This is a genomic window from Fontibacter flavus (genome assembly GCF_042432905.1).
GTDB lineage: Bacteria > Bacteroidota > Bacteroidia > Cytophagales > Cyclobacteriaceae > Fontibacter > Fontibacter flavus.
Genome location: NZ_JBHLWI010000006.1, coordinates 121,337 through 144,134, shown reverse-complemented (window position 1 = coordinate 144,134; position 22,798 = coordinate 121,337). Strand labels below are relative to the sequence as shown.

Genomic DNA, 22,798 nt, shown 5'->3' with positions numbered 1-22,798 from the left:
TGGAAAAGTGGAGTATATTTAGTTTGATAATTAGACGCAATATATTTATGTTGTATTTACTCTGGGTTGTGCTGAACATAACTTTGGTTTTGGGTTTGTTCATTTTATTTTTTGATTGGTTGGGTTTTGTGAAGTCAAGATTCGGATGGTTTATAGCAATTTTAGTTGGATTAATTTCTTTAGGAGCGATTACTAATGGACAGAAAAAAATAAGTGAGCAGGAAAAGGAGATTATTTCACCATGTTTGACCGAGAATGGTGTCAATTATGAAGGTTATAGAGGATTTGAGAGATTAGCGCTTGAAAGTAATCTGATTCAAACAGTTTATTTTGATTATTTTTTATGCAATTCTCAAAAGGAAGTAAACGTGTCGGCTTTAACCCCATTAGGCGTCTCTTTAAGTGGCTTGGTTTTGGGTTTTGATTGGGAAACCAACCATATATTAAAAATAAATGGTCCGGAAGATGAGGGTCTGGAGTATAAAATTCATGGCCGAATCAATTGGAAACTCCTCGGACTTCAAATTTTTGCCCAATCAAAGGAATATGAGGTGGTATTGAATTAAGAAAACCGATATCCTTTTTTATCCAACAAGTAAAGGATATCGGTTCCCAGTTTAATCTTCAATTTCAAATGTAATTTTTGCATTGACCCTGTAAGAAGTAATTTCTCCATTAGTAACAGTAGCGCTTTGTTCCTGAATGTAAACAGACTTGATATGCTTTACTGTTTTGGAGGCATGTGCAACAGCATTTCTGGCAGCATCTTCCCAACCTTTGTTTGAGTTGGCTAAAATTTCAATGACTTTTAAGACTCCCATGGCGCTTTTAATTTAAAGTGTGAAATGAAAATTTAAATGATTAGTAAGTTACTGAAAATTAGGTTGTTTTACAATTTTTCAGCCTATTAATTCAAGTATTTTGTTAGGGGTATTGTCGGTACATGATGTTGAAATTCGGTATAATTCAAAATTAAATTTTGTAGAATTAAAAAGTCTTTTAATGATTCCTGATGTAAAGGGATTGCCTAAAAACATTTTTGATACTGTGTCGGCTAGTTTCCGTTGGACATGAAGAGTTTTTATCTTCTACTTGAAAAGTCTACCTTTGCAACGGAAAAAACTTTTGAAGATGAGTAACCCAAATATGACACCCATGACTTCTTGGGTCCAAGTACCAAAAGATTCAGATTTCACTATTTATAATCTTCCATTTGGAGTTTTCGAAAGCAAGAGACTTTCACCCAGAGCTGGAGTTGCTATTGGAGACAAAATTGTAGATCTCTCGGTCTTGCATGAAGAAGGTTTTTTTGCTGAATTATCTCAATTGCCTAATGACATATTCCTGAGAGACTCTTTGAATGACTTTATCGGACTTGGGAAATCAGTTACCAGAAAAGTTAGGGAAATTGTGCAAAATCTTCTAAAAGAGGAAAATGATGCTTTGAGAGAGCATACTTGTCGTGGCAAGGCTATGGTAAACCGTAAGGAAGCCAAAATGTTGATGCCGGTGAAAGTTGGTGATTATACCGATTTCTACAGCAGTATGGAGCATGCTACCAATGTGGGCACTATGTTCAGGGATCCTGATAATGCATTATTGCCAAACTGGAAACATCTCCCTGTTGGTTATCATGGGCGTGCTTCTTCTATAATTCCATCAGGTATACCTATTCATAGGCCTAAAGGACAGTTCAAGGACCCCAATATGGAGAAGCCGGAATTTGGGCCGAGTAGGAGATTGGATTTTGAGTTGGAATTGGCATTTGTCACTGGAGGGCCTACCAAAATGGGCGATACTATCAGTACCGAAGATGCAGAGGATTATATCTTTGGTTTTGTGCTGTTCAATGATTGGTCAGCCAGAGATATTCAGGCTTGGGAATATGTGCCGCTTGGTCCATTCTTAGGTAAAAACTTTGCTTCCAGTATTTCCCCTTGGATTGTGACTTTGGAAGCCTTAGAACCATTTAGGGTTGCAGGTCCGGCTCAGGAACCTGAAGTTTTGCCTTATTTGAAATGTGAAAAAGACCATTCATTTGATATTCAATTGGAGGTTTACATACAGCCTGAAGGCTTCAATCCTACTAAAGTCTGTACTTCTAACTTCAAGTATATGTACTGGAATATTGCCCAGCAGTTAGCGCACCATACTATTAATGGCTGTAATATCAATGTCGGCGATATGATGGCTTCAGGTACTATTTCTGGCCCTACAGAGGATAGCTTTGGTTCTATGCTCGAACTTGCTTGGAAGGGTACCAAACCGATACAGTTAGTGGAAGGTGGCGAAAGAAAATTTATCAATGATGGAGATACAATTATCATGAAAGGTTATTCAGAGAAAGATGGAATTAGGGTTGGATTTGGGGAAGTGGCCAGTCAAGTGCTTCCAGCGAAATAAACTTCTTTTCTAACCTTTCCAGGTTTGTAACCCCTCCAAAAAACTTTAACTCTTGGAGGGGTTAATTTTTTCATCAATTTTTAAAGTTAAAATAGTGATGCCTGTTGTTCTGTGATTTTTAATCCTAAAAAAATACATATTCATACTTTTCGTCAGTTATAAGAAAAAAACGCTTAAACTATTTGTTTGGTAATTTGATATTTATAATTTAGCATTTGAATAAATCAAAAAATTATGAAAAGACTGCTTTTTTTATTTTCCTTTATGTTTTTAATTCAAAATTGTGGATATGCCCAAGCACCAGGAACACAATCGGTTTATTTGGAACTGGGTGGTGCTGGTTTGGCTTATTCTTTTAATTATGATTTCCGTTTTAATAAAGAAGACATCAATTCCTGGGGAATGCGGGTAGGTGCAGGTGGTTGGGCTTTCAATAATAATTGGCGGTCTGAGGGATTGTTAACCATGCCTTTTCAGGTAAACAAGTTATTCGGCAAGCAGAAACATTTCTTTGAATTGGGAGGAGGTGCAACGTTTATTTATTATCGGGAGCGATATAATGATTGGAATAATGGAGAACCAAGGATTTGGAAAGATTTTGATTTTATCTTGAATTCTGGAGATACACCTGCTTTTATGGGTACCTTGAATTTAGGATATAGGAGAATTCCTGTAGATGGGGGATTTACTTTTAAAGCCAACATGAACCCGATCTTTAATCAAAATGGATTTTGGCCACTTTGGGTAGGTGTTGGCTTTGGATATGCTTTCTAAGATTTGATCAGGAAATTGGTGGTAATTGTGCTCCGTTTTGCTTGAATTAATGCCGTTAGGAAGGAAAGTTTCACGTCTTTTTTATAACGTTTCTTGAGGGGCTCGTTCTCCGGCACGGACCTCAGAATCTGAATATCAGGATCAACCCCCCCATGCTACGGTCCCAACCCAAAAGATTTGAACCGCAGTTCTGGAATAGGTATTTTGAAAACCTTTCCGTGCTTATTACTCAAAATCCATTTCAAACCTTTCGCCTTTCCCCAATTCTACTTCAATAATATTTCCCTGATATTTCAATTTTGTCTTGCCACCGATTGGAGCAAATAAGCTTAAGCTTCTAAGCGCTCCATTGTCCCAGCTTAGATCCAGGGTATAATTTCCTCTTGCTTTCAAACCTTTGATGCTTCCTTTTTTCCAAGCTTCGGGCAAAGCAGGTAAGATATGGATGAAGCCATCGTGACTTTGTAAAAGCATTTCGGCAAATCCCGCTGTATAGCCGAAATTACCATCAATTTGGAAAGGGGGATGAGCATCAAATAAATTTGGGTAAAGGGAAATCTGAATAAGCTTTTTGACATGCTCATGCGCCATTTCACCATCATGAAGTCGTGCTGAGAAATTGATCAACCAAGCTCTCGACCAACCCGTGCCTGCTCCACCATGTGCCAACCTGTAATCCAAAGTTTTTCTAACGGCATCAAACAATTCAGGTGTTTTATTTTTCGTGATGGCATTTCCTGGGTGAAAAGCGTACAAATGAGACATGTGCCGGTGACCTTTTTCAGGTTCTTCATACTCTTGATCCCACTCCATCAACCTGCCATCTTTTCCAATCTGCAGACCTGATCTGAGATTTTTTCTTTTTTCCTTTACTTCAGCCAAAAGTGGTGGGGTCTTGGCCAATATTTCACAGGCTTTAATGTAATTGTCAAAAACTTCAGCGATGATCTGCTGGTCCATGGCTGCTCCCATGGTAGAAGCGACAGACTCTCCTTTGGCATTGATAAAGCTGTTTTCGGGAGAGGTTGATGGAGATGAAACCAAAAGTCCATCTGAAGGATAGGGGACCAGCCAGTCCACATAAAACTTCGCTATTTCCTCCATAGCGGGGAGAAATCTTTTTTCAAGGAATCCTTTGTCATTTGTAAAGAGGTACCTTTCCCAGAAATGCTGCATCATCCATCCTCCTGCACCCATCCAGGAGCCCCAATAGGCTTGGGCAGACTGGAGAAAAGTCATATGCCAAAGGTCTGAGCCATGCGCTAATGCTGCTCCACGCATGCCATAAGTTTTCTGAGCAGTTTTTTTGCCACTGAGAATCAATTGGTCCATATAATCAAAGAATGGCTCATGTAGTTCTGATAAATTGGTGACCTCTGCTAGCCAATAATTCATCTGAAGATTGATATTCATGTGGTAATCTGCATTCCAAGGTGCTTCAATATGTCTGTTCCATATCCCTTGAAGGTTGGCAGGTAAGGTACCTGGCCGGGAAGATGAAATTAACAGGTACCTCCCAAAGTCAAAAAGCAAAGATTCTAGATAAAGATCTGTTTGGCCCTCTTTTACTTTTTGAATTCTGACATTAGTTGCTAGATCCTCTGTTGGTTCCTCTCCTAGGTTTAGGCGTACTCTATGAAACAATGCCTGATAATCTTTAATATGTGCCTGAAAGAGTGCTTCAAAGTCTTTGTCCTTGATTTTGAGTAGATGCTCTTGGTTCTTCCCTTTAAAATCACTGTGATAATAAGAGGTGTTACTAATCAGTTTAATGGTTAGTTCTTGAACGCCTTCTAGTTCGATTTTATCACCATTTTGTTTAAGATTCCCTCCTTTATTGTCCAACCAGGCCAAGGCTTGAAATCGTACTCCATGTAGAATCGGACTGGGTTTGGAGTCAATCATCCCTTTTCTTTGGGTAATCTCTCCGTCCATCTGCAAGCTTTTGGTAGAGGTGGCCTGAACTTTCACAGTGGGATATCCCTGGTCATCAGGTCTGCTCATGCTGACAGATCCATTGATGCCTTCGGGATGGGAGGATTGAAGGTGGATAATGGTGGCTTGGTCTGGAGCTGAAGTAAATACTTGCTGTAAAAAATCATAACCATCCACTTTATAACTCACACTGACTAATGCTTGGTCGAGGTCAAGTTCGCGTCTGTAATCAGAGATGTGATGGTGGTTGAGTTCAAGCCAAAGGTCCCCCATAGTTTGATGGGATCGGGTAATGCTTTTTCTTGAAAATTTAGCGACCAATAAAGAGTCTGCTTGTTTATTTTCTCCTTTGATCAATAGTTGCCTGATCGCCTCTAAGTCATCAGGATTTCCTTCAGCTAATCCCCAGTCATTAGGTCCTCCCGGCCAGAGAGAATCTTCATTGAGCTGAATGCGTTCCTTGTCGGTATTTCCAAAAACCATGGCACCCATTCTTCCATTCCCAATGGGGAGTGCCTCTTCCCATTGGGAAGCAGGCTGTTGGTACCAAAGCTTTTTTTGGGCACTTGCTTCCTGAAGATTTAGAGAAATGAGGAGGAAAGTAAAAATAAGTTTAGAATAGGTTTTCATAGAAAAGGCATTTATCCTTCAAAATCGAGAATAAATGCCTGATCTCAAAACGGAGTTATCTTATCTGTCAATATATGCACGATAAAAGGCAAGTGTTGCCTTCTGGGGGTTACTTTTTACTGGTCTGAATCAAGAAGTTTCTGAATTCTTCCGTATCAAAGTTACTCATTCCTTCTTGGTAAAAGACGATTTCACCTTGAGGGCTTACCACTAAGGTGGTGGGGATTGATTGGCTTTGCAGGGATTCGTTTAGGCCAAAGGAAGCATGAACTGAGGTGAAGGAAAAATCCTTGCTGTCCATGAAGTTTTTACTTTTTGCCAATTCCTTATCCAAGGCGATCATCAGGAATTCAAGGTTTTCGGTGTCTTTGACCTTGTCATATAAGTCTGAAATATGAGGCATTTCCGCCCTGCATGGAGGGCACCAAGTAGCCCATAGATTGATAAAAACGGCCTTTCCTCGGTAATCTTCAAGATTTACTCTATTGCCTTCCATATCTAGAAAAGCACCCTGATATGAGAAATCAGTATTTGATTTGTCCACCAATGTGATTTTAGGCTTTTTGATGCCGGTTTTCAATAAGAGGGATTGCAATCCTCCCATAATCGGTGTAATCAATCCTGTAAAATATAAAAAGGCGAAAATGGCAATCATTATGCCCCAACTCTTGGCTTCTTTTTTCCAGTCAATCATTTTTATTAGTTTAATGATGATACAAATTAAGGAAACTACTGTTTATTTTCCTGTGACAATTGATACCAGACTTAAGTTTCAAAAATGGGGATGAGCCAGTTTCTTGAAAATTACAAGTTTGAGGTCTGGTCCTATTGGTTTTCATCCAGATGTTATTTTCTAGAGGTTTTGGGTTAGAAGGCTTAGAATCAATCTTAAGCATTCTCTTATAATTGCAGATTAAATAATTGGTGGTTAAAGTCATACTAAATCATTTTATCAGTCATTCAGATTTTTACTCTTTCTATTGAGATTTTCAAAAAGGTTTCTTTTGATGGACTAATTGGTCTTCTTACTTTGCGGTCCCATTTGATCAATCAAGTTTTTATATGAATATCAATCATTTTATAAAAGTAGCCGAAGAGCTTCAAATTAAGGTAAAGCAGGTTACCGATACCATTGAATTGTTGGATGAAGGAGCCACTGTTCCTTTTATTTCCAGGTACCGAAAAGAAGTTACCGGTAGCCTCGATGAGGTTCAGGTAGCAGCTATCAGGGATAGGATACAACAGTTACGGGATTTGGATAAAAGAAGGGAAGCCATCCTGAAATCCATTCAGGAGCAAGGTAAACTCACACCTGAACTGGAAGGCAAAATCAACGCTGCCGAGACCATGTCAATGTTAGAGGATTTGTATCTACCCTACAAACCCAAAAGAAGGACCAAGGCAACTATCGCAAGGGAAAAAGGGTTGGAACCTTTGGCAAGCAAAGTCTTTGAACAGGGATCATTTGACCTTGAGGCTGAAGCTGAGAGATACATCGATGCTGAAAAAGAAGTGAATTCCATTGAAGAAGCACTTCAGGGCGCACGAGATATCATTGCCGAATGGGTCAATGAGAATGTTGAGTTGAGGAAGAAAATGCGGGACCTGTTCATTGAAGAAGGGGAGTTTGTTTCCAAAGTAATACCCGGTAAAGAAGCGGAAGCTATCAAATACAAAGATTATTTTGACTGGAAGGAACCTGTAAAATCGGCGCCTTCTCACAGGGTTTTGGCCATGAGAAGAGGAGAGAAGGAATTATTTTTGATGTTGGATTCCTGTCCGGATGAGTTATCTGCGATTACATTGATGGAGAATATGATTTTGGAAAATGCCGCTAATGCTGCAGTAGAACATGTCCGAATGGCCATCAAAGACTGTTATAAGAGACTTTTGAAACCTTCCATGGAAACAGAGGTAAGGCTTTATACCAAAAAGAAAGCAGACGAAGAAGCGATTAAGGTTTTTGCGGAAAACCTGAGACAGCTGTTGTTGACAGCTCCTTTGGGAGAAAAATCTGTCTTGGCTATAGACCCTGGGTTCAGAACAGGCTGTAAAACTGTTTGTCTTGGACCGCAAGGCCAATTGCTAAGTTACGACACTATCTTCCCAAATGAACCTCAGAAGAAAATTGCGGAGGCTGGGGCGACTGTTAGGCATTTGGTAGAAAAACACCATGTGGAAGCCATTGCGATAGGAAATGGAACGGCGAGTAGGGAAACTGAGGCATTTGTAAAATCCTTAGGTTTACCTAAGCACGTAATTGTGACAATGGTGAATGAAAGTGGTGCCTCTATCTATTCTGCTTCTGATGTAGCAAGAGAAGAGTTTCCGGATTATGATCTTACGGTCAGAGGTGCGGTGTCGATTGGTAGAAGACTAATGGATCCTCTTGCCGAATTGGTGAAGATTGATCCTAAATCTATTGGGGTTGGACAGTACCAGCATGATGTAGATCAAGGAGCCTTGAAAAATTCTTTAGATGATACAGTAATGAGCTGTGTGAATGGGGTAGGGGTAGAAGTCAATACTGCCTCAAAGCAATTGCTGACCTATGTTTCCGGATTAGGCCCTGTATTGGCGCAGAATATAGTGAACTACAGAAATGAAAAAGGACCATTCAAGAGCAGGGATGAAATCAGAAAAGTGCCGAGATTGGGCGATAAAGCATTTGAGCAAGCAGCAGGGTTCTTGAGGATCCGCAATGCCACCAACCCCTTGGATGCTTCAGCAGTACACCCTGAGCGGTATGACCTTGTGGAAAAAATGGCCAAAGATATTGGGGCCAAACTGACTGATTTGATGAGTTCTGAAGAATTGAGATCCAAGATCATTTTGAAGAATTATGTTTCTGAGACTGTAGGGTTGCCAACTTTGCAGGATATTATGGATGAATTGTCCAAGCCAGGAAGAGACCCAAGAGAGACTTTCGAGGTTTTCAATTTTCAGGAAGGGGTCAATGAGATTTCAGACCTAAAGGTAGGGATGAAGTTGCCCGGTATCATCACCAATATCACCAAGTTCGGTGCTTTTGTAGACATAGGTGTGCATCAGGATGGCTTGGTTCACCTAAGTCATTTGGCAGATAGGTATGTGAATGATCCTGCTGATGTCGTCAGCGTCAATCAGAAAGTAGAAGTGACGGTGATGGAAGTGGATATTCCTAGAAAGCGTATCGGATTGAGCATGAAGTCTGATCCATTTGCCGAGAGAGGGAAGTCCAAGCCTGCTGGAGAAAAGAAACGAAGAGAAGAGCCTGAGGTAGAGGGAGATTTGGCAGCCAAGCTGGCAATGTTGAAGGGGAAATTTAGGTAAAAAATCAAAAGCCGAAGATGATTAAAATCTTCGGTTTTTTTCTAACTTATGCCCTTAAATTGCCATTGCTTTGAAATTCCAACCACTATGAAAACAACAAACATTTATCTTTTAACATTTATAATAGGAATAAATATGGCCTGTTCTAAACAAGAACCTGGAGTAATATTGCCTGATGTTCAGCCGCCTGTGGCTGAAGTGAAACCATTTGAATTAATAGCTAAGCATGGGCATGTCCGTGTGGATAATTACTATTGGCTCAATGATAGAGAAGATCCTGCTGTGATTGATTACCTGAATGCTGAAAATCAGTACTTGGATACCATGATGGGACATACCAAGGTGTTTCAGGAAAAGCTTTTCAACGAAATGAGGAGCAGAATCAAGGAGGATGATTCTTCCGTGCCTTACCGATTGGATGACTATTACTATTATGTTCGCTATGTAGAAGGGGGAGAATATCCCATATACTGCAGGAAAAAAGGCTCTTTGGATGCTCCGGAAGAAATTATTATGGACGGTAATGAATTGGGGAAAGACAAGCCTTACCTCAATTTTTATACTTCTGTAAGTCCTGATCATAATTTGGCGGCTATCATTATGGATACACAAGGGAGGAATTTTTACACCATTATGGTGAAAGATCTCAGAACTGGCGAGCTTCTAACTGATAGGATAGAAGACACCAGAGGTGGGGTTGCTTGGACCAATGACAACAAGTCCTTTTACTATTCGGTACCGGACAAACAAACTTTGAGGGTTTTTCAGGTGAAAAGGCATCTTTTAGGAAATGTGAGCCATCAAGATGAACTGGTTTTTGAGGAAAATGATCAAACGCTTGATTGCTATGTGACCAAAACGAAATCTAAGAAATATGTCATTATCGGTTCTGGAAGGACTGATGCTTCTTATGCCATGTTTGTCGATGCAGATAAGCCCGCTAAGCCTAAGTTAATTGAGCCTGTCCAGGATAATGTGCAGTATGCTGTAGACCATGCAGGAGGGGATAAGTTTTATATCCATACCAACTTAAATGCGGTCAATTACAGGTTGGTGGAAGCACCTATTACCAATTCAGGTCAAGGGAATTGGAAAGATGTCATTCCACATAGAGAGGATATTTTCCTGGAAGGTGTTGATTACTTTAAAGATTACATGGCAATCCAGGAGACTTTTGAAGGTCTTGCCAAGATTAGGATTGTGAAGTGGGCTGATGGTTCCGAATATGAAATGAAATTTGATGAACCTGCTTATTCAGCAGGAATTGCCTATAATCCAGCCTTTGAAACCAAGGTTTTGAGGTACTCTTATACCTCTATGACCACTCCAAACTCCACTTATGACTATGATATGGAGACAAAGGAAAAAACCTTGATGAAGGAACAGCCTGTATTGGGAGATTTTGATAAATCCAATTATGTTACCGAAAGGGTGATGGTGCCAGCCAGGGATGGAAAGCGGGTTCCTGTTTCCATCGTTTACAGAAAAGACAAGTTTAAGAAAGATGGATCCATGCCTGGATGGATTTATGCTTATGGGTCTTATGGGTACTCTATGGAGCCGACTTTTAGTAGTACGAGATTGAGTTTATTGGATAGGGGATTTGTCTTTGCCATTGCACATGTTCGTGGAGGACAGGAAATGGGAGGAGAGTGGTACGAAGATGGTAAAATGATGAATAAAAAGAATACTTTCACAGACTTCGTTGATTGCTCCAAATGGCTACAGGATAATGGTTATGTGGCCAAAGATAAACTTTTTGCTTCTGGAGGAAGTGCAGGAGGTTTATTGATGGGAGCTGTGGTGAATATGGCTCCTGAAACCTACAGAGGAGTGATCGCTGCGGTGCCTTTTGTTGATGTGGTCACAACGATGATGGACGAATCTATTCCCTTGACTACATTTGAGTGGTTGGAGTGGGGTAATCCTAATATTCAGGAACAATATGAATACATGCTTTCTTATTCCCCTTATGACAACGTGGAGGAAAAAGATTATCCAAACCTTTTGGTTACTACAGGTCTACATGATTCTCAGGTGCAATATTGGGAGCCAGCCAAGTGGGTGGCATTACTGAGGACAAAGAAAACAGATCAAAATAAGCTATTTCTTTATACCAATATGGATGCAGGTCATGGAGGGGCAAGTGGTCGATTTGAAAGATTGAAAGAAATTGCTTTAGAATATGCTTTCGTGTTTGATATTCTTGGGGTCTACGAATAATAAGGAACAGAGGTGTAACCTGATACTGATGGCTTACGAATCAATAACACTTGAAAAGTGAACAAGTTGAAACAAAAAATCCGGCCTGAAGCCGGATTTTTTTTATTTTTTAATCACACTGAAATCAAATGATTCCAGGAATTTGGTAGTAAAATTACCTGCTTTGAAGTCTTCATTTTCCAAGAGGGCGATGTGGAAAGGGATAGTGGTTTTGATGCCATCAATCACAAATTCCTCCAAGGCTCTTTTCATTCTGACGATGACTTCATCCCTCGATTGACCACTTACGATCAATTTGGCGATCATGGAGTCATAATTTGGCGGGATGACATATCCTGCATACACATGGCTATCCACCCTGACGCCTTTTCCTCCAGGCATGTGCAAGTTGTTGATTTTGCCGGGGCTAGGACGAAAGCCATTTGCCGGATCTTCCGCATTGATTCTACATTCCATAGCATATAGCTTAGGGAAATAGTTTCTACCTGAGATCTTTTCGCCGGCAGCTACTTTGATTTGTTCCTTGATCAAATCGAAATCGGTTACTTCTTCTGTAATTGGATGTTCTACCTGAATACGGGTATTCATTTCCATGAAGTAAAAATTACGGTTTTTGTCAACTAGGAATTCAATAGTTCCCGCACCTTCATAACCAATGGCTTCAGCGCCTTTGATGGCAGCTTGTCCCATTGCTTCACGCAGTTCATCCGTCATGAATGGAGAAGGGGTTTCTTCAACCAGTTTTTGATGTCTTCTTTGGATAGAACAGTCTCTTTCGGATAAATGGCAAGCCCTTCCGGTGCTGTCACCTACGATTTGGATTTCGATATGTCTGGGTTCTTCCACGAATTTTTCAAGATAGAGACCATCGTTGCCGAAGGCAGCTCCTGCTTCTTGACGGGCATCGTCCCAAGCTTTCTTGAATTCACTCTCCTGCTTAACAATTCTCATGCCACGACCACCACCTCCGGCAGTCGCTTTGAGGATTACAGGATACCCCATTTCATTGGCCAATTTGACACCTTCTTCGATATTGTCCAAAAGACCTTCTGATCCAGGAATAGTGGGAACTCCTGCAATTTTCATGGTAGCCTTAGCAGTGGCTTTGTCTCCCATTTTATTGATCATCTCAGGACTTGCACCAATGAATTTGATGCCATACTCTTCACATATTCTGGAGAATTCGGCATTTTCCGAAAGGAATCCATAACCAGGGTGAATAGCATCTGCATTGGTAATCTCAGCTGCTGCGATGATTCGGGGGATGTTCAAATATGATTCACGGCTTGGTGCCGGGCCGATGCATACCGCCTCATCTGCAAATCGCACATGCAAGCTCTCTTTATCGGCTGTAGAGTAAATTGCCACAGTTTTGATTCCCATCTCTTTGCAGGTACGGATAACCCTTAAGGCAATTTCTCCACGGTTTGCTATTAATATTTTTTTAAACACGGTAAAATCGATTGGTGATACAAAAATTAACCTGCTGGATCAACCAAGAACAATGGCTGATCGTACTCTACTGGCTGGGCATTATCAACCAAAACTTTTACAATTTTTCCAGAAACTTCTGACTCAATCTCATTGAATAATTTCATTGCCTCAATGATACAAACGGTTTGTCCCGCAGTCACGACATCTCCAACTCCTACGAATGGCTCGGAGTCCGGATTTGGGGTTCTGTAGAAGGTTCCTATCATAGGTGATTTGATCTCCAAATATTTGGAAGTATCCTCTTTAGGCGCAGCGGGAGCAGCCGCAGGAGTTGGCGCTGGAGCAGGAGCGGCAGCTACTGGTGCCGCAACTGGTACTGGAGATGCTTCAAACTTTACAGCAGGAGCCTCAGTATATTTTTTTATGGCAAGTTTAAATTCTTCTGTTTCTATTTTGACTTCGGCTAAGCCAGAGTTTGAAATAAAATCAATCAATTCCTGAATTTCTTTTGCTTTCATAATAAGTTTAGTTTAGGGATACCCTATTTAGTTTGGGCTGTTTGTATTGGTGGTAAATACAAAAGCTATGTAATTTAGGTAAATCACATAGCTTTTTAAAATTATTTTACTCTTTCAGAGTAAGATCCGTCTCTTGTATCAACTTTGATCATGATGTCCTGGTCCACGAAAAGTGGTACCATAACAGTCGCACCGGTTTCTACTGTAGCAGGTTTAAGAGCATTGGTAGCGGTATCTCCTTTGATACCAGGCTCGGTATAAGTGATCATCAATTCAACAAAAGGAGGTAACTCTACAGAAAGGGGAGTCTCAGTCTCAGCATGTACCAAGATATCAACCATTTGACCTTCCTTCATCAAATTGGCTCTTTCAATCAGTTTTTCTTGTATTGGGATTTGCTCAAATGTCTCTGTGTCCATAAAATGGTATCCCATATCGTCAGCATATAGGAATTGGTGAGGTCTTTTTTCTACTCTAGCGGTAGTTACTTTTTCGCCTGCATTGAATGTTTTGTCTAAAACCTTTCCTGAGGTAAGGCTTTTCATTTTTGTTCTTACAAACGCAGCACCTTTACCAGGTTTGACGTGCTGGAATTCTACAATGGAGTAAATGTCATTGTTCATTTCAAGACATAGTCCATTTTTGAAATCTGCTGTTGATGCCATATAAATTCAGATTAATAGTTTCAATTACTTTGGATCATATCCCCATTTGAGGTAAATCGCACCCCATGTAAAACCTCCGCCAAAAGCAGCCAGTATGATATTGTCACCTTTTTTGAGTTGTGATTCATAGTCCCAAAGACAAAGTGGAAGAGTGCCTGCTGTAGTATTGCCATACTTTTCAATGTTGAGCATGACCTTTTCCGGTCCTACTCCCATACGGTTTGCAGTGGCATCAATAATTCTTTTGTTGGCTTGATGGGGAACAAGCCAAGCCACATCTTCAGCCTTTAGGTTATTTCTTTCCATGACCTGCGCACTCACCTCTGCCATATTGGTAACGGCAAATTTAAAAACAGTAGATCCTTCTTGGTAAGCGTAATGCTCTCTCGCATTCACAGTTTCAATGGATGCTGGTTTTCTACTGCCTCCGGCTTTCATGTGTAGGTATGGGGCGCCTGCACCATCTGCGTGAAGTAAGGAGTCCATTACACCTACTTCCTCTTCAGTTGGCTCTAATAATACAGCACCACCTCCATCACCAAAAATGATGCAGGTTGCACGGTCCTGATAATCAATAATGGAGGACATTTTATCTGCTCCTACTACAATAACCTTCTTGTGCATGCCTGTTTCAATAAATTGGCTTCCCATGGTCAAGGCGTACAAGAAACCGGAACACGCTGCCGAAATATCAAAACTGTAACTGTTTTTTGCGCCTACACCATCTGCAATCAGGTTGGCAGTCGCTGGAAACGGCATATCGGGAGTAACCGTAGCACATATAATCAAATCAATATCTTCAGGGTCAGTGTTGGTCTTTTTTAGAAGTCCTTTTACTGCATTGATGCCTATAACTGATGTTCCTTGATTTTCTCCTTTTAGAATTCTTCTTTCTTTGATGCCGGTCCTGGTGACAATCCACTCATCGTTGGTGTCCACCATCGTTTCAAGTTCCCGGTTGGTCAATACATACTCCGGTACCCAACCCTGAACGCCCGTAATAACTGCTCTTGTTTTTTTCATTAAATGTGGGTTTTAGCCAGTTCAATACCATTGCGTGGTAATGTTTTGGCTTATAATGCTTTATGGTTGATAAGCTTGAGGTCAATGTTTAGTCCTTTAAGCAAGGTGTCAAAATTATCTAAAATGAACTTTTTCACCAAAGATTTTCAGGTTTTAGAATACATGTCACCCAAGTTAAGGCTATTAGCACTGTTTTTTACCAAAAAAAAATCCATCCCTGATAAGATCCGGGATGGATTTAATATAAAAGGCCTTTTGTGTAATAATTAAGCAAGAACTTCTTTCTCCATGATTACCTGTCCACCATAGTACAGTTTACCGTCTAACCAAAAAGCTCTATGTGGCAAATGGAATTCGCCTGTCGTAGGGCATTGTGCAAGACCTGGAGCTGTCAACTTATAGTGAGTTCTTCTTTTGTCTCTTCTTGTTTTCGAAATTTTGCGTTTAGGATGTGCCATCTCTATACTATTTTAGATTAATCTTTTTTCTTTAATTTATTCAATATTTCCCATCTAGGGTCTACCGGTTGATCTTGATCCTCTAAGGGTTCAGTTTCTTCCGGTTCAAATTCTTCATCTGTTTCATCTGAGAGGTAAACTAAACTGCCTTCTTCCTCAAAATCCTCTTCATCCATCTCTTCCAAGTAATCCGGATGGATTTTTTTAGCTGGAATTGCCAAAAGAATGAATTCATAGATCAATTGAGCCACATTGATACTCGGAGTGTCTCTTGTGATCATAAATACATCCTCGCTGATTTCCTGTTCGATCGGCCCATATTTATAAATTACCTTTTGGGTAAAACTGATGGGATGATCAAACTCTTCCAGGCTTCTATCACAGGTTAACCTGATCGTTCCAGAGAAGTTGAAATCAGCTTCCATGACAGAAACTGTCTTGTTGATCAATACATCTACTGTGATATTGGCTCCGTTGACCCAATCTTCGGCTTCGTAAAATTTAAAGAATTCATCTTTGACGTCAAAGGTAAAATTATGCTTACCCTCTTTCAGTTTGATGACATCAATGTTATATGCTCTTAAGAATTTCACGACTCCTCCAGCTATTTCAAGACCGCAAATTTAGACAAATGCTACGGAAAAATAAAATCTGGCGGAAAATTATTTTATTTCTCTTTTGGAGGGTCATCTTATTGCCCTTTTAAAATCTGAATTGGGCATCAAAGATATTTGAAGTAAATGCGGTTGATTCGGTTATAACAAGCTCAATTCTAGTGAATTTGTTTTTAAGGGCGCTTAATTTTTTTCTATCTTTTGATAAGATGCAAGTACGCCTCTGACCATTGCTGCAGAAAATCCCTGATGCTCCATTTCATTCAGCCCAACAATAGTGCAGCCCTTTGGTGTAGTTACTTTATCAATGGCTTCTTCAGGGTGTATGTTTTTTTGGATCATTAGCTCTGCGGCACCTTTTACCGTCTGATTGACAATTTGACTAGCTGTTTTGGCATCAAAACCGATCTGGATTCCGCCTTGGATCATGGCTCTCATAAACCTGAGTACATAAGCGATGCCACATGCACCTAAAACAGTCGCTGCTTCCATCAAGTTTTCATCAATGCTGATCGAAAATCCAATGCTATTAAAAAGCGCTTTCACTTGTTTGTCCTCTTTTTCTGTACTATTTCTCGAACAGATGCAAGTAACGGATTCCCGTATGTCTGCGGCTATATTCGGCATCGCCCTAAACGCAATGGTTTTTGGATCAAGGACTACAAACATTTCATCCAAAGTGATCCCTGTGGCCAAGGAGACGATCACTTGTTTTTTAGGGTCCAAGACAGGCTTGATTTCCTTTAATATTGCTGATACATTAAATGGTTTCACACCTAAAATCACCAAATCAGCTTCTTTTGCTGCAATTAAATTATCGGAATGTACCCTTACACCTTTGTCCTGTAAATGCAAAAGATTATGAGGGTTTCGCTTCGTAATGTGTAGATTCTGTGCCAAAAAATCCTCTTGCTCCAATAGTCCGTTGACTATTGAAGTGCCTAAATTTCCACAGCCAATTATGGCAATTTTTATATGATTCAGCATGAATATGTTTAATAAATCGACTGGTTAATTGTGTAAATATAAAAAAATATGCTTGTTTTTTTAATTATTGCCAAATCCCCAACTCAATCCAATATGAAAGTCGGCCTGTTTGGTGTCGGCAATGAGTCCTGTTATGATAGAGTTACTGCCCAAGAAGAATCCTCCATATCTTAGGCCTAACCCGCCTGTAATGCCGGCAACTTCATAACTTGTCCATGGGGAGTATATTTCAAAATTGCCAAAAAGCAATCTAGGGGTAAGAACAAGAATATTTTGGGCCACCAACTGATTGTTGTCATTCTGGGAATTAAACCGTTGTTGTCCATAGAGACTCATATAAAAAGATTTACTGAGTTTGAGTTCTCCATAGGCTGAGATTAGGGTTGGTAAATTTGTAAGTACTCCCTCTCTTTGTCTGTCAATACTAAAATAGCCACTATTGACCAGTTGTTGGTTGATTTCCTCCAAACTACCCTCCAGCTGGTCAATCCTAAAAGACTCACCTTCAGGGATGTTGATATTGTATGTGTTGTTTGTCTGATTGCGACCAAATCGCATCTGACCAATATTCCTCAAAGCCAGGCCTGCATTCAGTTTGCTTCCACCTTGAGGGTCTTTCCATTTGTAATTAGCACCTAGGTCTACACCATACCCACTAAGTTGGCTGAAATTAAAAGGGTTAACGGAAAAAGTAAACGAACCTGCATCCAAAGCCTCATCAGCATAGCTTAAATTGACTCTTCCTGTAGTGTTGGTCAAACTAAACTCAAAATCGTTTTGGACCAGGGTGCCGTTAATTTGGTTTACACCGACATTGATATAATTGTAAGGGAAAAGCAATTTATAAGTTCCCCCCACAGAAAGGCTGTGTTCAGCAAGACGGATAAGTTCGAATCCGGCTGTGAATCCAATTTCTGTCCATCCTGAAATGTTTACCCTTTGGTTGAAAGGACTGTTGATATTGATAATATTACTTCTCCCTGTGAAATTATTGGAAGAGAATGATTCTGCAAGTTTAGGGTCAAGGTCAATCATGTGCCCACTGGCAAATGCCTGAGTTGAAATTCCAAAAGCCCACCTATCCATTTTAAAACCAATGGAAGGACCGATTATTTCTATGTTAGACCTGACATTAACTGGTCCATCAGCTCTTTCAAATGCCAAATTGAGCACATCTTCTCTGTCTTTGAGCACATCCTGGAAAGAAATGATATTATTTCCAAAGGAACCTTGTACTGAGAAAAAGTTCACTTCTATTTTTTTATGGAGATGGTTGATTTCAGCGGGGTTCATCCATACGCTATGTATACTTTTCCGCTGACTGTTTTGGATACCGATAAATGAATTTTGTCCAAATGCAGTATGATGGACAATAAATAGCAGGGTCAGGATAGCGAAAGTCTTTTTCATAATAACAAAGAGATAAAAGTTGTTGGTTTATTTCAACTTTAAATCACAAAAAAAAGGCCACTTTAGGTCACCATCTCTTATTTGTTGGGATCTTGTCTGTTTTTGATTGATTCAGGTTAAGATTACCAGTATTTGTTTTAATCATTGCCAAAATCGATATTTAAATTTGTGACGCTAATCTCTCTTTGTGAATTTTGACAAATGCACCAATAAGGTCCCATAAGGTTGTCAAAAGCATCTATATTATTTATGAATTCAAATTTGTAATTAGCTTAAAGTTTAGTGATCTGGACAACTACTAAAGAGCATTTACAAATTGTAAAGATAAAAGGGGGCAAATTTCTTTCAGCGTACATTTGAATTTCAAAAATGCTTAGTATGATCCACGTAAAAATGGAAATTTGATGTAACTGAAGTAGATGAATAAAGAATAAATAAGATTTATGGATGTTTTCAACTCACTTATTGGAATGTTATTTATTCTTTTTTCAATAATTATTTTGATTATTCAAATTAGAGGTGGGGTATACAAGAAAAAAGGAGGAGTCACTATTGGAGATGTAAAATTATCTATTGCAGGATTATTTTCTCTTCTAGGAGGGTTTTATCTTTTAATAAATGCGTTTTAGTGCAAGCAGGCAAATGAAAAGCACATTCATGTAAGTCCTTTTCCGATTCAATAGATATCCTTTCTATGACCCAATTCAATAACATCAACTAGCAAGATACTATCCAGAATTTCCTAGAATATACAGTATTCGGCCACATGAATTCTGTAGCCATCCCTTCCTTATAACTTTAAATGTAAATCCTAATCTTGTTAAAGTTATTCAATGTTGTATCGGAAATGTATAGAGCAGTATCATTAAACCTTTATTTTACTGTGAATTTGAGAAGATAGCCATCCAAAGACAATAAAGTAATTTGGTTCAAAAAAGAGAAGGCCAGAAATGGCCTTCTCTTTTTGTTTAAATTTTTGGGCTTTAATGAAAGTGGCAAAAAGATTTTCACTTCACCTTCCTTAAGGTTACCCTAAATTATTTTACACTTCTTTAACTTCCGCGGTAAGCTTCTGTAAGGTGTCTTTTGCGTCACCGAAAAGCATTCTTGTCTTTGGATAGAAAAAGAGTTCATTTTCGATGCCAGCATACCCTGCACTCATACCCCTTTTGAGAATGATGACATTTTTGGCCTGGTCAACTTCAAGGATTGGCATGCCATATATAGGGGAGGAAGGATCGTTTTTGGCTGCAGGATTGACTACGTCATTGGCGCCAATCACGACTACTACATCTGTGCTGGCCAGTCTAGGATTGATCTCTTCCATTTCCTGCATCCTTTCATATGGAACATCAGCTTCTGCTAAAAGGACGTTCATATGACCTGGCATCCTTCCTGCAACAGGGTGAATGGCATAATTGACTTCCACTCCTTTTTCTTCCAGAAGTTTCTCCAACTCATGGCAAATGTGCTGGGCCTGTGCTACCGCTAATCCATATCCGGGTACGATGACCACATTTTGAGAATAGGATAGGAGTACGGCGGTATCGGAAACACTGATTTCCCGTACCGTCTGATCACCAGCTTCTCCTTTTGCACCTCCTGCACTTGCCCCTCCAAATGCCCCGAGCAACACATTGGTCAGTGATCTGTTCATGGCATTACACATCAAAATGGTCAAGATCGTACCTGCAGAACCTACCAAAATACCACCTGTCAACATGGCTTTGTTATCATATAGGAACCCGCCAAAGGCCGCAGCCATACCCGTAAAGGAGTTGAGCAGGGAAATCACCACAGGCATATCTGCACCACCGATAGGCATTACAAATAGTACGCCATATACCAAGGCCAATGCCAATAGAATGTAGAATTGGAAAGGTGTTGAGCCCACAAATAACTGATAAGCGATCAATACAATGATGGCGCCCAACATAATCATGTTGATTGCCTGATTCATCGGTAAAACCCTGTCTTTAATTTTTCCTTCTAATTTCCCATAGGCAATCAAAGACCCTGAAAACGAAACTGAACCGATCAACAATCCCAAGAGCATCACCAAAAGTTCTCCATCAAAACCGGTAACAGTGGTATGTTGGTGATGTTGGTATTCGATTATCGCAATTAGAGCCGCACATGCACCTCCCATGCCATTGAAGAAGGAAACCATTTGCGGCATGGAAGTCATCTGTACCCTCTTTGCCATAATGGTTCCGATAACGGTGCCCACAACCAATCCCCCGAAAATCAATCCATAATTGATCATTTTCGCCTGATCAAAGTCCTGGTACAACGTCAAGGTAGCGAGTATGGCAATCAGCATCCCTACCGCTGCAATTAGGTTCCCTTTCCTTGCAGAGTCAGGATGGCTAAGCATTTTTAACCCTATGATAAAGGTCAAAGAAGCTATCAAATAGCTTATTTCAAGTATGTTTAAACTCATGATTTCTTCGGTTTTTTCTTAAACATCTCCAACATTCTGTCGGTGACTACAAATCCACCGATTACATTTAGGGTCCCCACTACTACGGCCAGAAAGCCAACAGTCAATGCCATATAATTGTCAGGGGAAGCCTGTAACATGACGATAATAGCTCCGACCACCACTACACCATGGATGGCATTGGCGCCTGACATCAATGGGGTATGGAGAATGGCTGGGACATTGGAAATTACTTCCACTCCAAGTAAAATTGCCAAAACAAGGAAATATATCATTTCCATGTTTTCACCTATATAATTGAATATTTCTTCCATGATCAGCTGTTATGTATTTGTACAATTCTTGAACTTACAGGCTTGCCGTGATGGCATACACATGTTCCGGTCACAATATCATCTTCAAAATTGAGGTTGAGGTTACCGTCTTTAATGATGAGTTTAAGGAAATTCAGGTAGTTTTTCCCGTACATCTTGCTGGCATCCTGAGGCATATTTGCCGCTAGATTTCCAACCCCAACGATTCTGACTCCATTTACCTCAACTGTTTGGTCTGGTTGTGACATGGCACAGTTACCTCCCGAAGAGGCAGCTAGATCAATGATTACAGAACCAGGCTTCATTGCCCTTACAGTTCTTTCTTCCACTAAAAGCGGGGCTCTCCTTCCTGGAATCTGTGCTGTCGTGATGATTACATCTGCCTTGGCAGCATGTTCATGGATGGTGTCTTTTTGGCGCTGCAGGAATTCTTCTGTCTGCTCTACGGCATATCCTCCGGCACCTTTGTCTTCTTTTGCACCTTCTACATCTACGAATTTTGCACCTAATGACAAGACTTCCTCTTTGGCAGCCTGACGGACATCAAAAGCAAATACACTTGCACCCAGTCTTCTCGCTGTGGCAATAGCCTGTAAGCCGGCAACACCAGCACCCAGAATCAGGACTCTGGCCGGAGTAATACTGCCGGCAGCAGTCATAAACATGGGAAAAAATCTGGGTAAAAGATCTGCGGCCATCAAAACAGCCTTGTATCCCGTTACAGTAGCCATTGAAGACAAGACATCCATGGCCTGTGCCCGTGTTGTTCTTGGGACAAGCTCCATGCTAAATGCAGTCCTGTTGTTGTTGATCAAAAACTCAGTGAGTTTGGGGTTGAAAAGAGCGTTCAATTGTCCCATCAATACAGCATCAGGTTTCATTTGCGAAATTTCTGTTTCTGAAATCGGCTGTATTCCTAAAATCAGGTCTGCTTTGCTCAGGACTTCAGTCCGGCTGTGGATTTCTGCACCGGCATCCTGATAAAGGTGGTCCGAGGCATAAGCTTTTGATCCAGCATCGTTTTCGACCCAGACCGAAACCTTCCAGGAGAGTAGCGTTTTGACGGCTTCCGGCAATAGTGCTACCCTTGCCTCATCCTGAGGTTCCTTCATTATTCCTATAATCATCGATTGTTAGTGATAAAGCGTGAAATAATTTGATTGAAATTCAATTAATGCATGAAGCTATCAAAAAAGATGAAAAAAGAAACTGATTTTTGTCAGTGTGTACCAAATTTTACACGAAATAACCATCCAGTTGAAAAATGTCGAGTAGAAAAAAGGCTGAAAATTTATTCAGTTTTTGAGAGATATAGGTTGAATTCCAAAGGACTGCAATTGACGAATTCATCTACCTCCAAATCTTCAAAAATTTCTTCATCAAACTCCATAGGTGTTTTTTCAACCTTTCCATCGGGATGGATGATTAGTTCTAGACCTGTCAAGTCATCGGGATTAACTTTCACCAAGACTTGGTAATCATCAAAAACACGCTTGAAATATTGAGGGATAGATTTCATAAGATGGAATGATTTATACAAATGTATTGATATAAGGTGTCAATTGCCAATTTCAAATTACCAAATAGCATTTTTTGTTAGATTGTGAATAATGAGGATATAAAATTTCCAATATATTTTCTTGGATATTGTTTTG

Annotated in this window: 20 protein-coding genes; 5 read left to right on the top strand and 15 right to left on the bottom strand. The window is 40.1% G+C overall.

The features are described from left to right. Nucleotides 1-47 precede the first annotated feature (47 nt). Nucleotides 48-566, top strand: a complete 519-nt coding sequence (locus ACFFIP_RS03355) for a hypothetical protein (protein ID WP_382386147.1) — start codon at nucleotides 48-50, stop codon at nucleotides 564-566. A 51-nt stretch (nucleotides 567-617) separates the two neighbouring features. Here the strand turns inward: ACFFIP_RS03355 and ACFFIP_RS03350 are convergent, their stop codons facing one another. Next, nucleotides 618-821 carry a dodecin family protein gene (locus ACFFIP_RS03350; protein ID WP_382386146.1) on the bottom strand — a complete coding sequence of 68 codons (204 nt, stop codon included), beginning with the start codon at nucleotides 819-821 and terminating at the stop codon, nucleotides 618-620. 334 nt (nucleotides 822-1,155) lie between these two features. Between ACFFIP_RS03350 and fahA the strand changes: the two genes are divergently transcribed. Next, on the top strand, nucleotides 1,156-2,403 hold the full coding sequence (gene fahA, locus ACFFIP_RS03345) for a fumarylacetoacetase (RefSeq protein ID WP_382386162.1): 1,248 nt from the start codon (nucleotides 1,156-1,158) through the stop codon (nucleotides 2,401-2,403). 234 nt (nucleotides 2,404-2,637) lie between these two features. Continuing rightward, complete coding sequence (locus ACFFIP_RS03340) at nucleotides 2,638-3,177, top strand: hypothetical protein (RefSeq protein ID WP_382386145.1); 540 nt, start codon at nucleotides 2,638-2,640, stop codon at nucleotides 3,175-3,177. 225 nt (nucleotides 3,178-3,402) lie between these two features. On the opposite strand, the gene ACFFIP_RS03335 is transcribed toward ACFFIP_RS03340, so the two are convergent. Together ACFFIP_RS03335 and ACFFIP_RS03330 are read right to left on the bottom strand one after the other, a co-directional pair. Further along, nucleotides 3,403-5,742 (bottom strand): glycoside hydrolase family 95 protein, encoded by a 2,340-nt coding sequence (locus ACFFIP_RS03335; RefSeq protein ID WP_382386144.1) that lies wholly within the window; start codon nucleotides 5,740-5,742, stop codon nucleotides 3,403-3,405. Between the two features lie 109 nt (nucleotides 5,743-5,851). Next, a complete protein-coding gene (locus ACFFIP_RS03330; protein WP_382386143.1) occupies nucleotides 5,852-6,436 on the bottom strand; it encodes a TlpA family protein disulfide reductase in 585 nt (194 codons plus the stop codon). Nucleotides 6,437-6,804: 368 nt separating this feature from the next. Here ACFFIP_RS03330 and ACFFIP_RS03325 point away from each other — a divergent pair, with 368 nt between their 5' ends. Further along, nucleotides 6,805-9,054: a Tex family protein gene (locus ACFFIP_RS03325; protein WP_382386142.1), complete on the top strand. Its 2,250-nt coding sequence runs from the start codon at nucleotides 6,805-6,807 to the stop codon at nucleotides 9,052-9,054. Nucleotides 9,055-9,189: 135 nt separating this feature from the next. After that, nucleotides 9,190-11,277, top strand: a complete 2,088-nt coding sequence (locus tag ACFFIP_RS03320; protein ID WP_382386141.1) for a S9 family peptidase — start codon at nucleotides 9,190-9,192, stop codon at nucleotides 11,275-11,277. 102 nt (nucleotides 11,278-11,379) lie between these two features. On the opposite strand, the gene accC is transcribed toward ACFFIP_RS03320, so the two are convergent. The 12 genes from accC to ACFFIP_RS03260 form a co-directional block, all read right to left on the bottom strand. Next, nucleotides 11,380-12,729 (bottom strand): acetyl-CoA carboxylase biotin carboxylase subunit, encoded by a 1,350-nt coding sequence (accC, locus tag ACFFIP_RS03315; protein WP_382386140.1) that lies wholly within the window; start codon nucleotides 12,727-12,729, stop codon nucleotides 11,380-11,382. A 26-nt stretch (nucleotides 12,730-12,755) separates the two neighbouring features. Continuing rightward, complete coding sequence (gene accB / locus ACFFIP_RS03310; RefSeq protein ID WP_382386139.1) at nucleotides 12,756-13,229, bottom strand: acetyl-CoA carboxylase biotin carboxyl carrier protein; 474 nt, start codon at nucleotides 13,227-13,229, stop codon at nucleotides 12,756-12,758. Nucleotides 13,230-13,330: 101 nt separating this feature from the next. Beyond that, nucleotides 13,331-13,894 carry an elongation factor P gene (gene efp / locus ACFFIP_RS03305; RefSeq protein ID WP_382386138.1) on the bottom strand — a complete coding sequence of 188 codons (564 nt, stop codon included), beginning with the start codon at nucleotides 13,892-13,894 and terminating at the stop codon, nucleotides 13,331-13,333. Nucleotides 13,895-13,918: 24 nt separating this feature from the next. Further along, a complete protein-coding gene (locus ACFFIP_RS03300) occupies nucleotides 13,919-14,917 on the bottom strand; it encodes a beta-ketoacyl-ACP synthase III (RefSeq protein ID WP_382386137.1) in 999 nt (332 codons plus the stop codon). A 266-nt stretch (nucleotides 14,918-15,183) separates the two neighbouring features. Next, entirely contained in the window at nucleotides 15,184-15,375 is a 192-nt protein-coding gene (rpmF, locus tag ACFFIP_RS03295; RefSeq protein WP_123951833.1) for a 50S ribosomal protein L32, read from the bottom strand. A 17-nt stretch (nucleotides 15,376-15,392) separates the two neighbouring features. Beyond that, nucleotides 15,393-15,968, bottom strand: a complete 576-nt coding sequence (locus tag ACFFIP_RS03290) for a YceD family protein (RefSeq protein ID WP_382386136.1) — start codon at nucleotides 15,966-15,968, stop codon at nucleotides 15,393-15,395. A gap of 204 nt (nucleotides 15,969-16,172) precedes the next feature. After that, nucleotides 16,173-16,976, bottom strand: coding sequence for a pyrroline-5-carboxylate reductase (gene proC, locus ACFFIP_RS03285; protein WP_382386135.1), 804 nt, complete (start codon nucleotides 16,974-16,976; stop codon nucleotides 16,173-16,175). Between the two features lie 60 nt (nucleotides 16,977-17,036). Next, nucleotides 17,037-18,386 (bottom strand): hypothetical protein, encoded by a 1,350-nt coding sequence (locus ACFFIP_RS03280; protein WP_382386134.1) that lies wholly within the window; start codon nucleotides 18,384-18,386, stop codon nucleotides 17,037-17,039. Nucleotides 18,387-19,428: 1,042 nt separating this feature from the next. Continuing rightward, entirely contained in the window at nucleotides 19,429-20,829 is a 1,401-nt protein-coding gene (locus ACFFIP_RS03275) for an NAD(P)(+) transhydrogenase (Re/Si-specific) subunit beta (protein ID WP_382386133.1), read from the bottom strand. Then, nucleotides 20,826-21,143 carry an NAD(P) transhydrogenase subunit alpha part 2 gene (locus tag ACFFIP_RS03270; RefSeq protein ID WP_382386132.1) on the bottom strand — a complete coding sequence of 106 codons (318 nt, stop codon included), beginning with the start codon at nucleotides 21,141-21,143 and terminating at the stop codon, nucleotides 20,826-20,828. The genes ACFFIP_RS03275 and ACFFIP_RS03270 overlap by 4 nt, the downstream gene beginning before the upstream one ends. 2 nt (nucleotides 21,144-21,145) lie before the next feature. After that, on the bottom strand, nucleotides 21,146-22,270 hold the full coding sequence (locus ACFFIP_RS03265) for a Re/Si-specific NAD(P)(+) transhydrogenase subunit alpha (protein WP_382386131.1): 1,125 nt from the start codon (nucleotides 22,268-22,270) through the stop codon (nucleotides 21,146-21,148). A 164-nt stretch (nucleotides 22,271-22,434) separates the two neighbouring features. Continuing rightward, nucleotides 22,435-22,662 (bottom strand): hypothetical protein, encoded by a 228-nt coding sequence (locus ACFFIP_RS03260; RefSeq protein ID WP_382386130.1) that lies wholly within the window; start codon nucleotides 22,660-22,662, stop codon nucleotides 22,435-22,437. Between the last annotated feature and the right edge of the window lie 136 nt (nucleotides 22,663-22,798).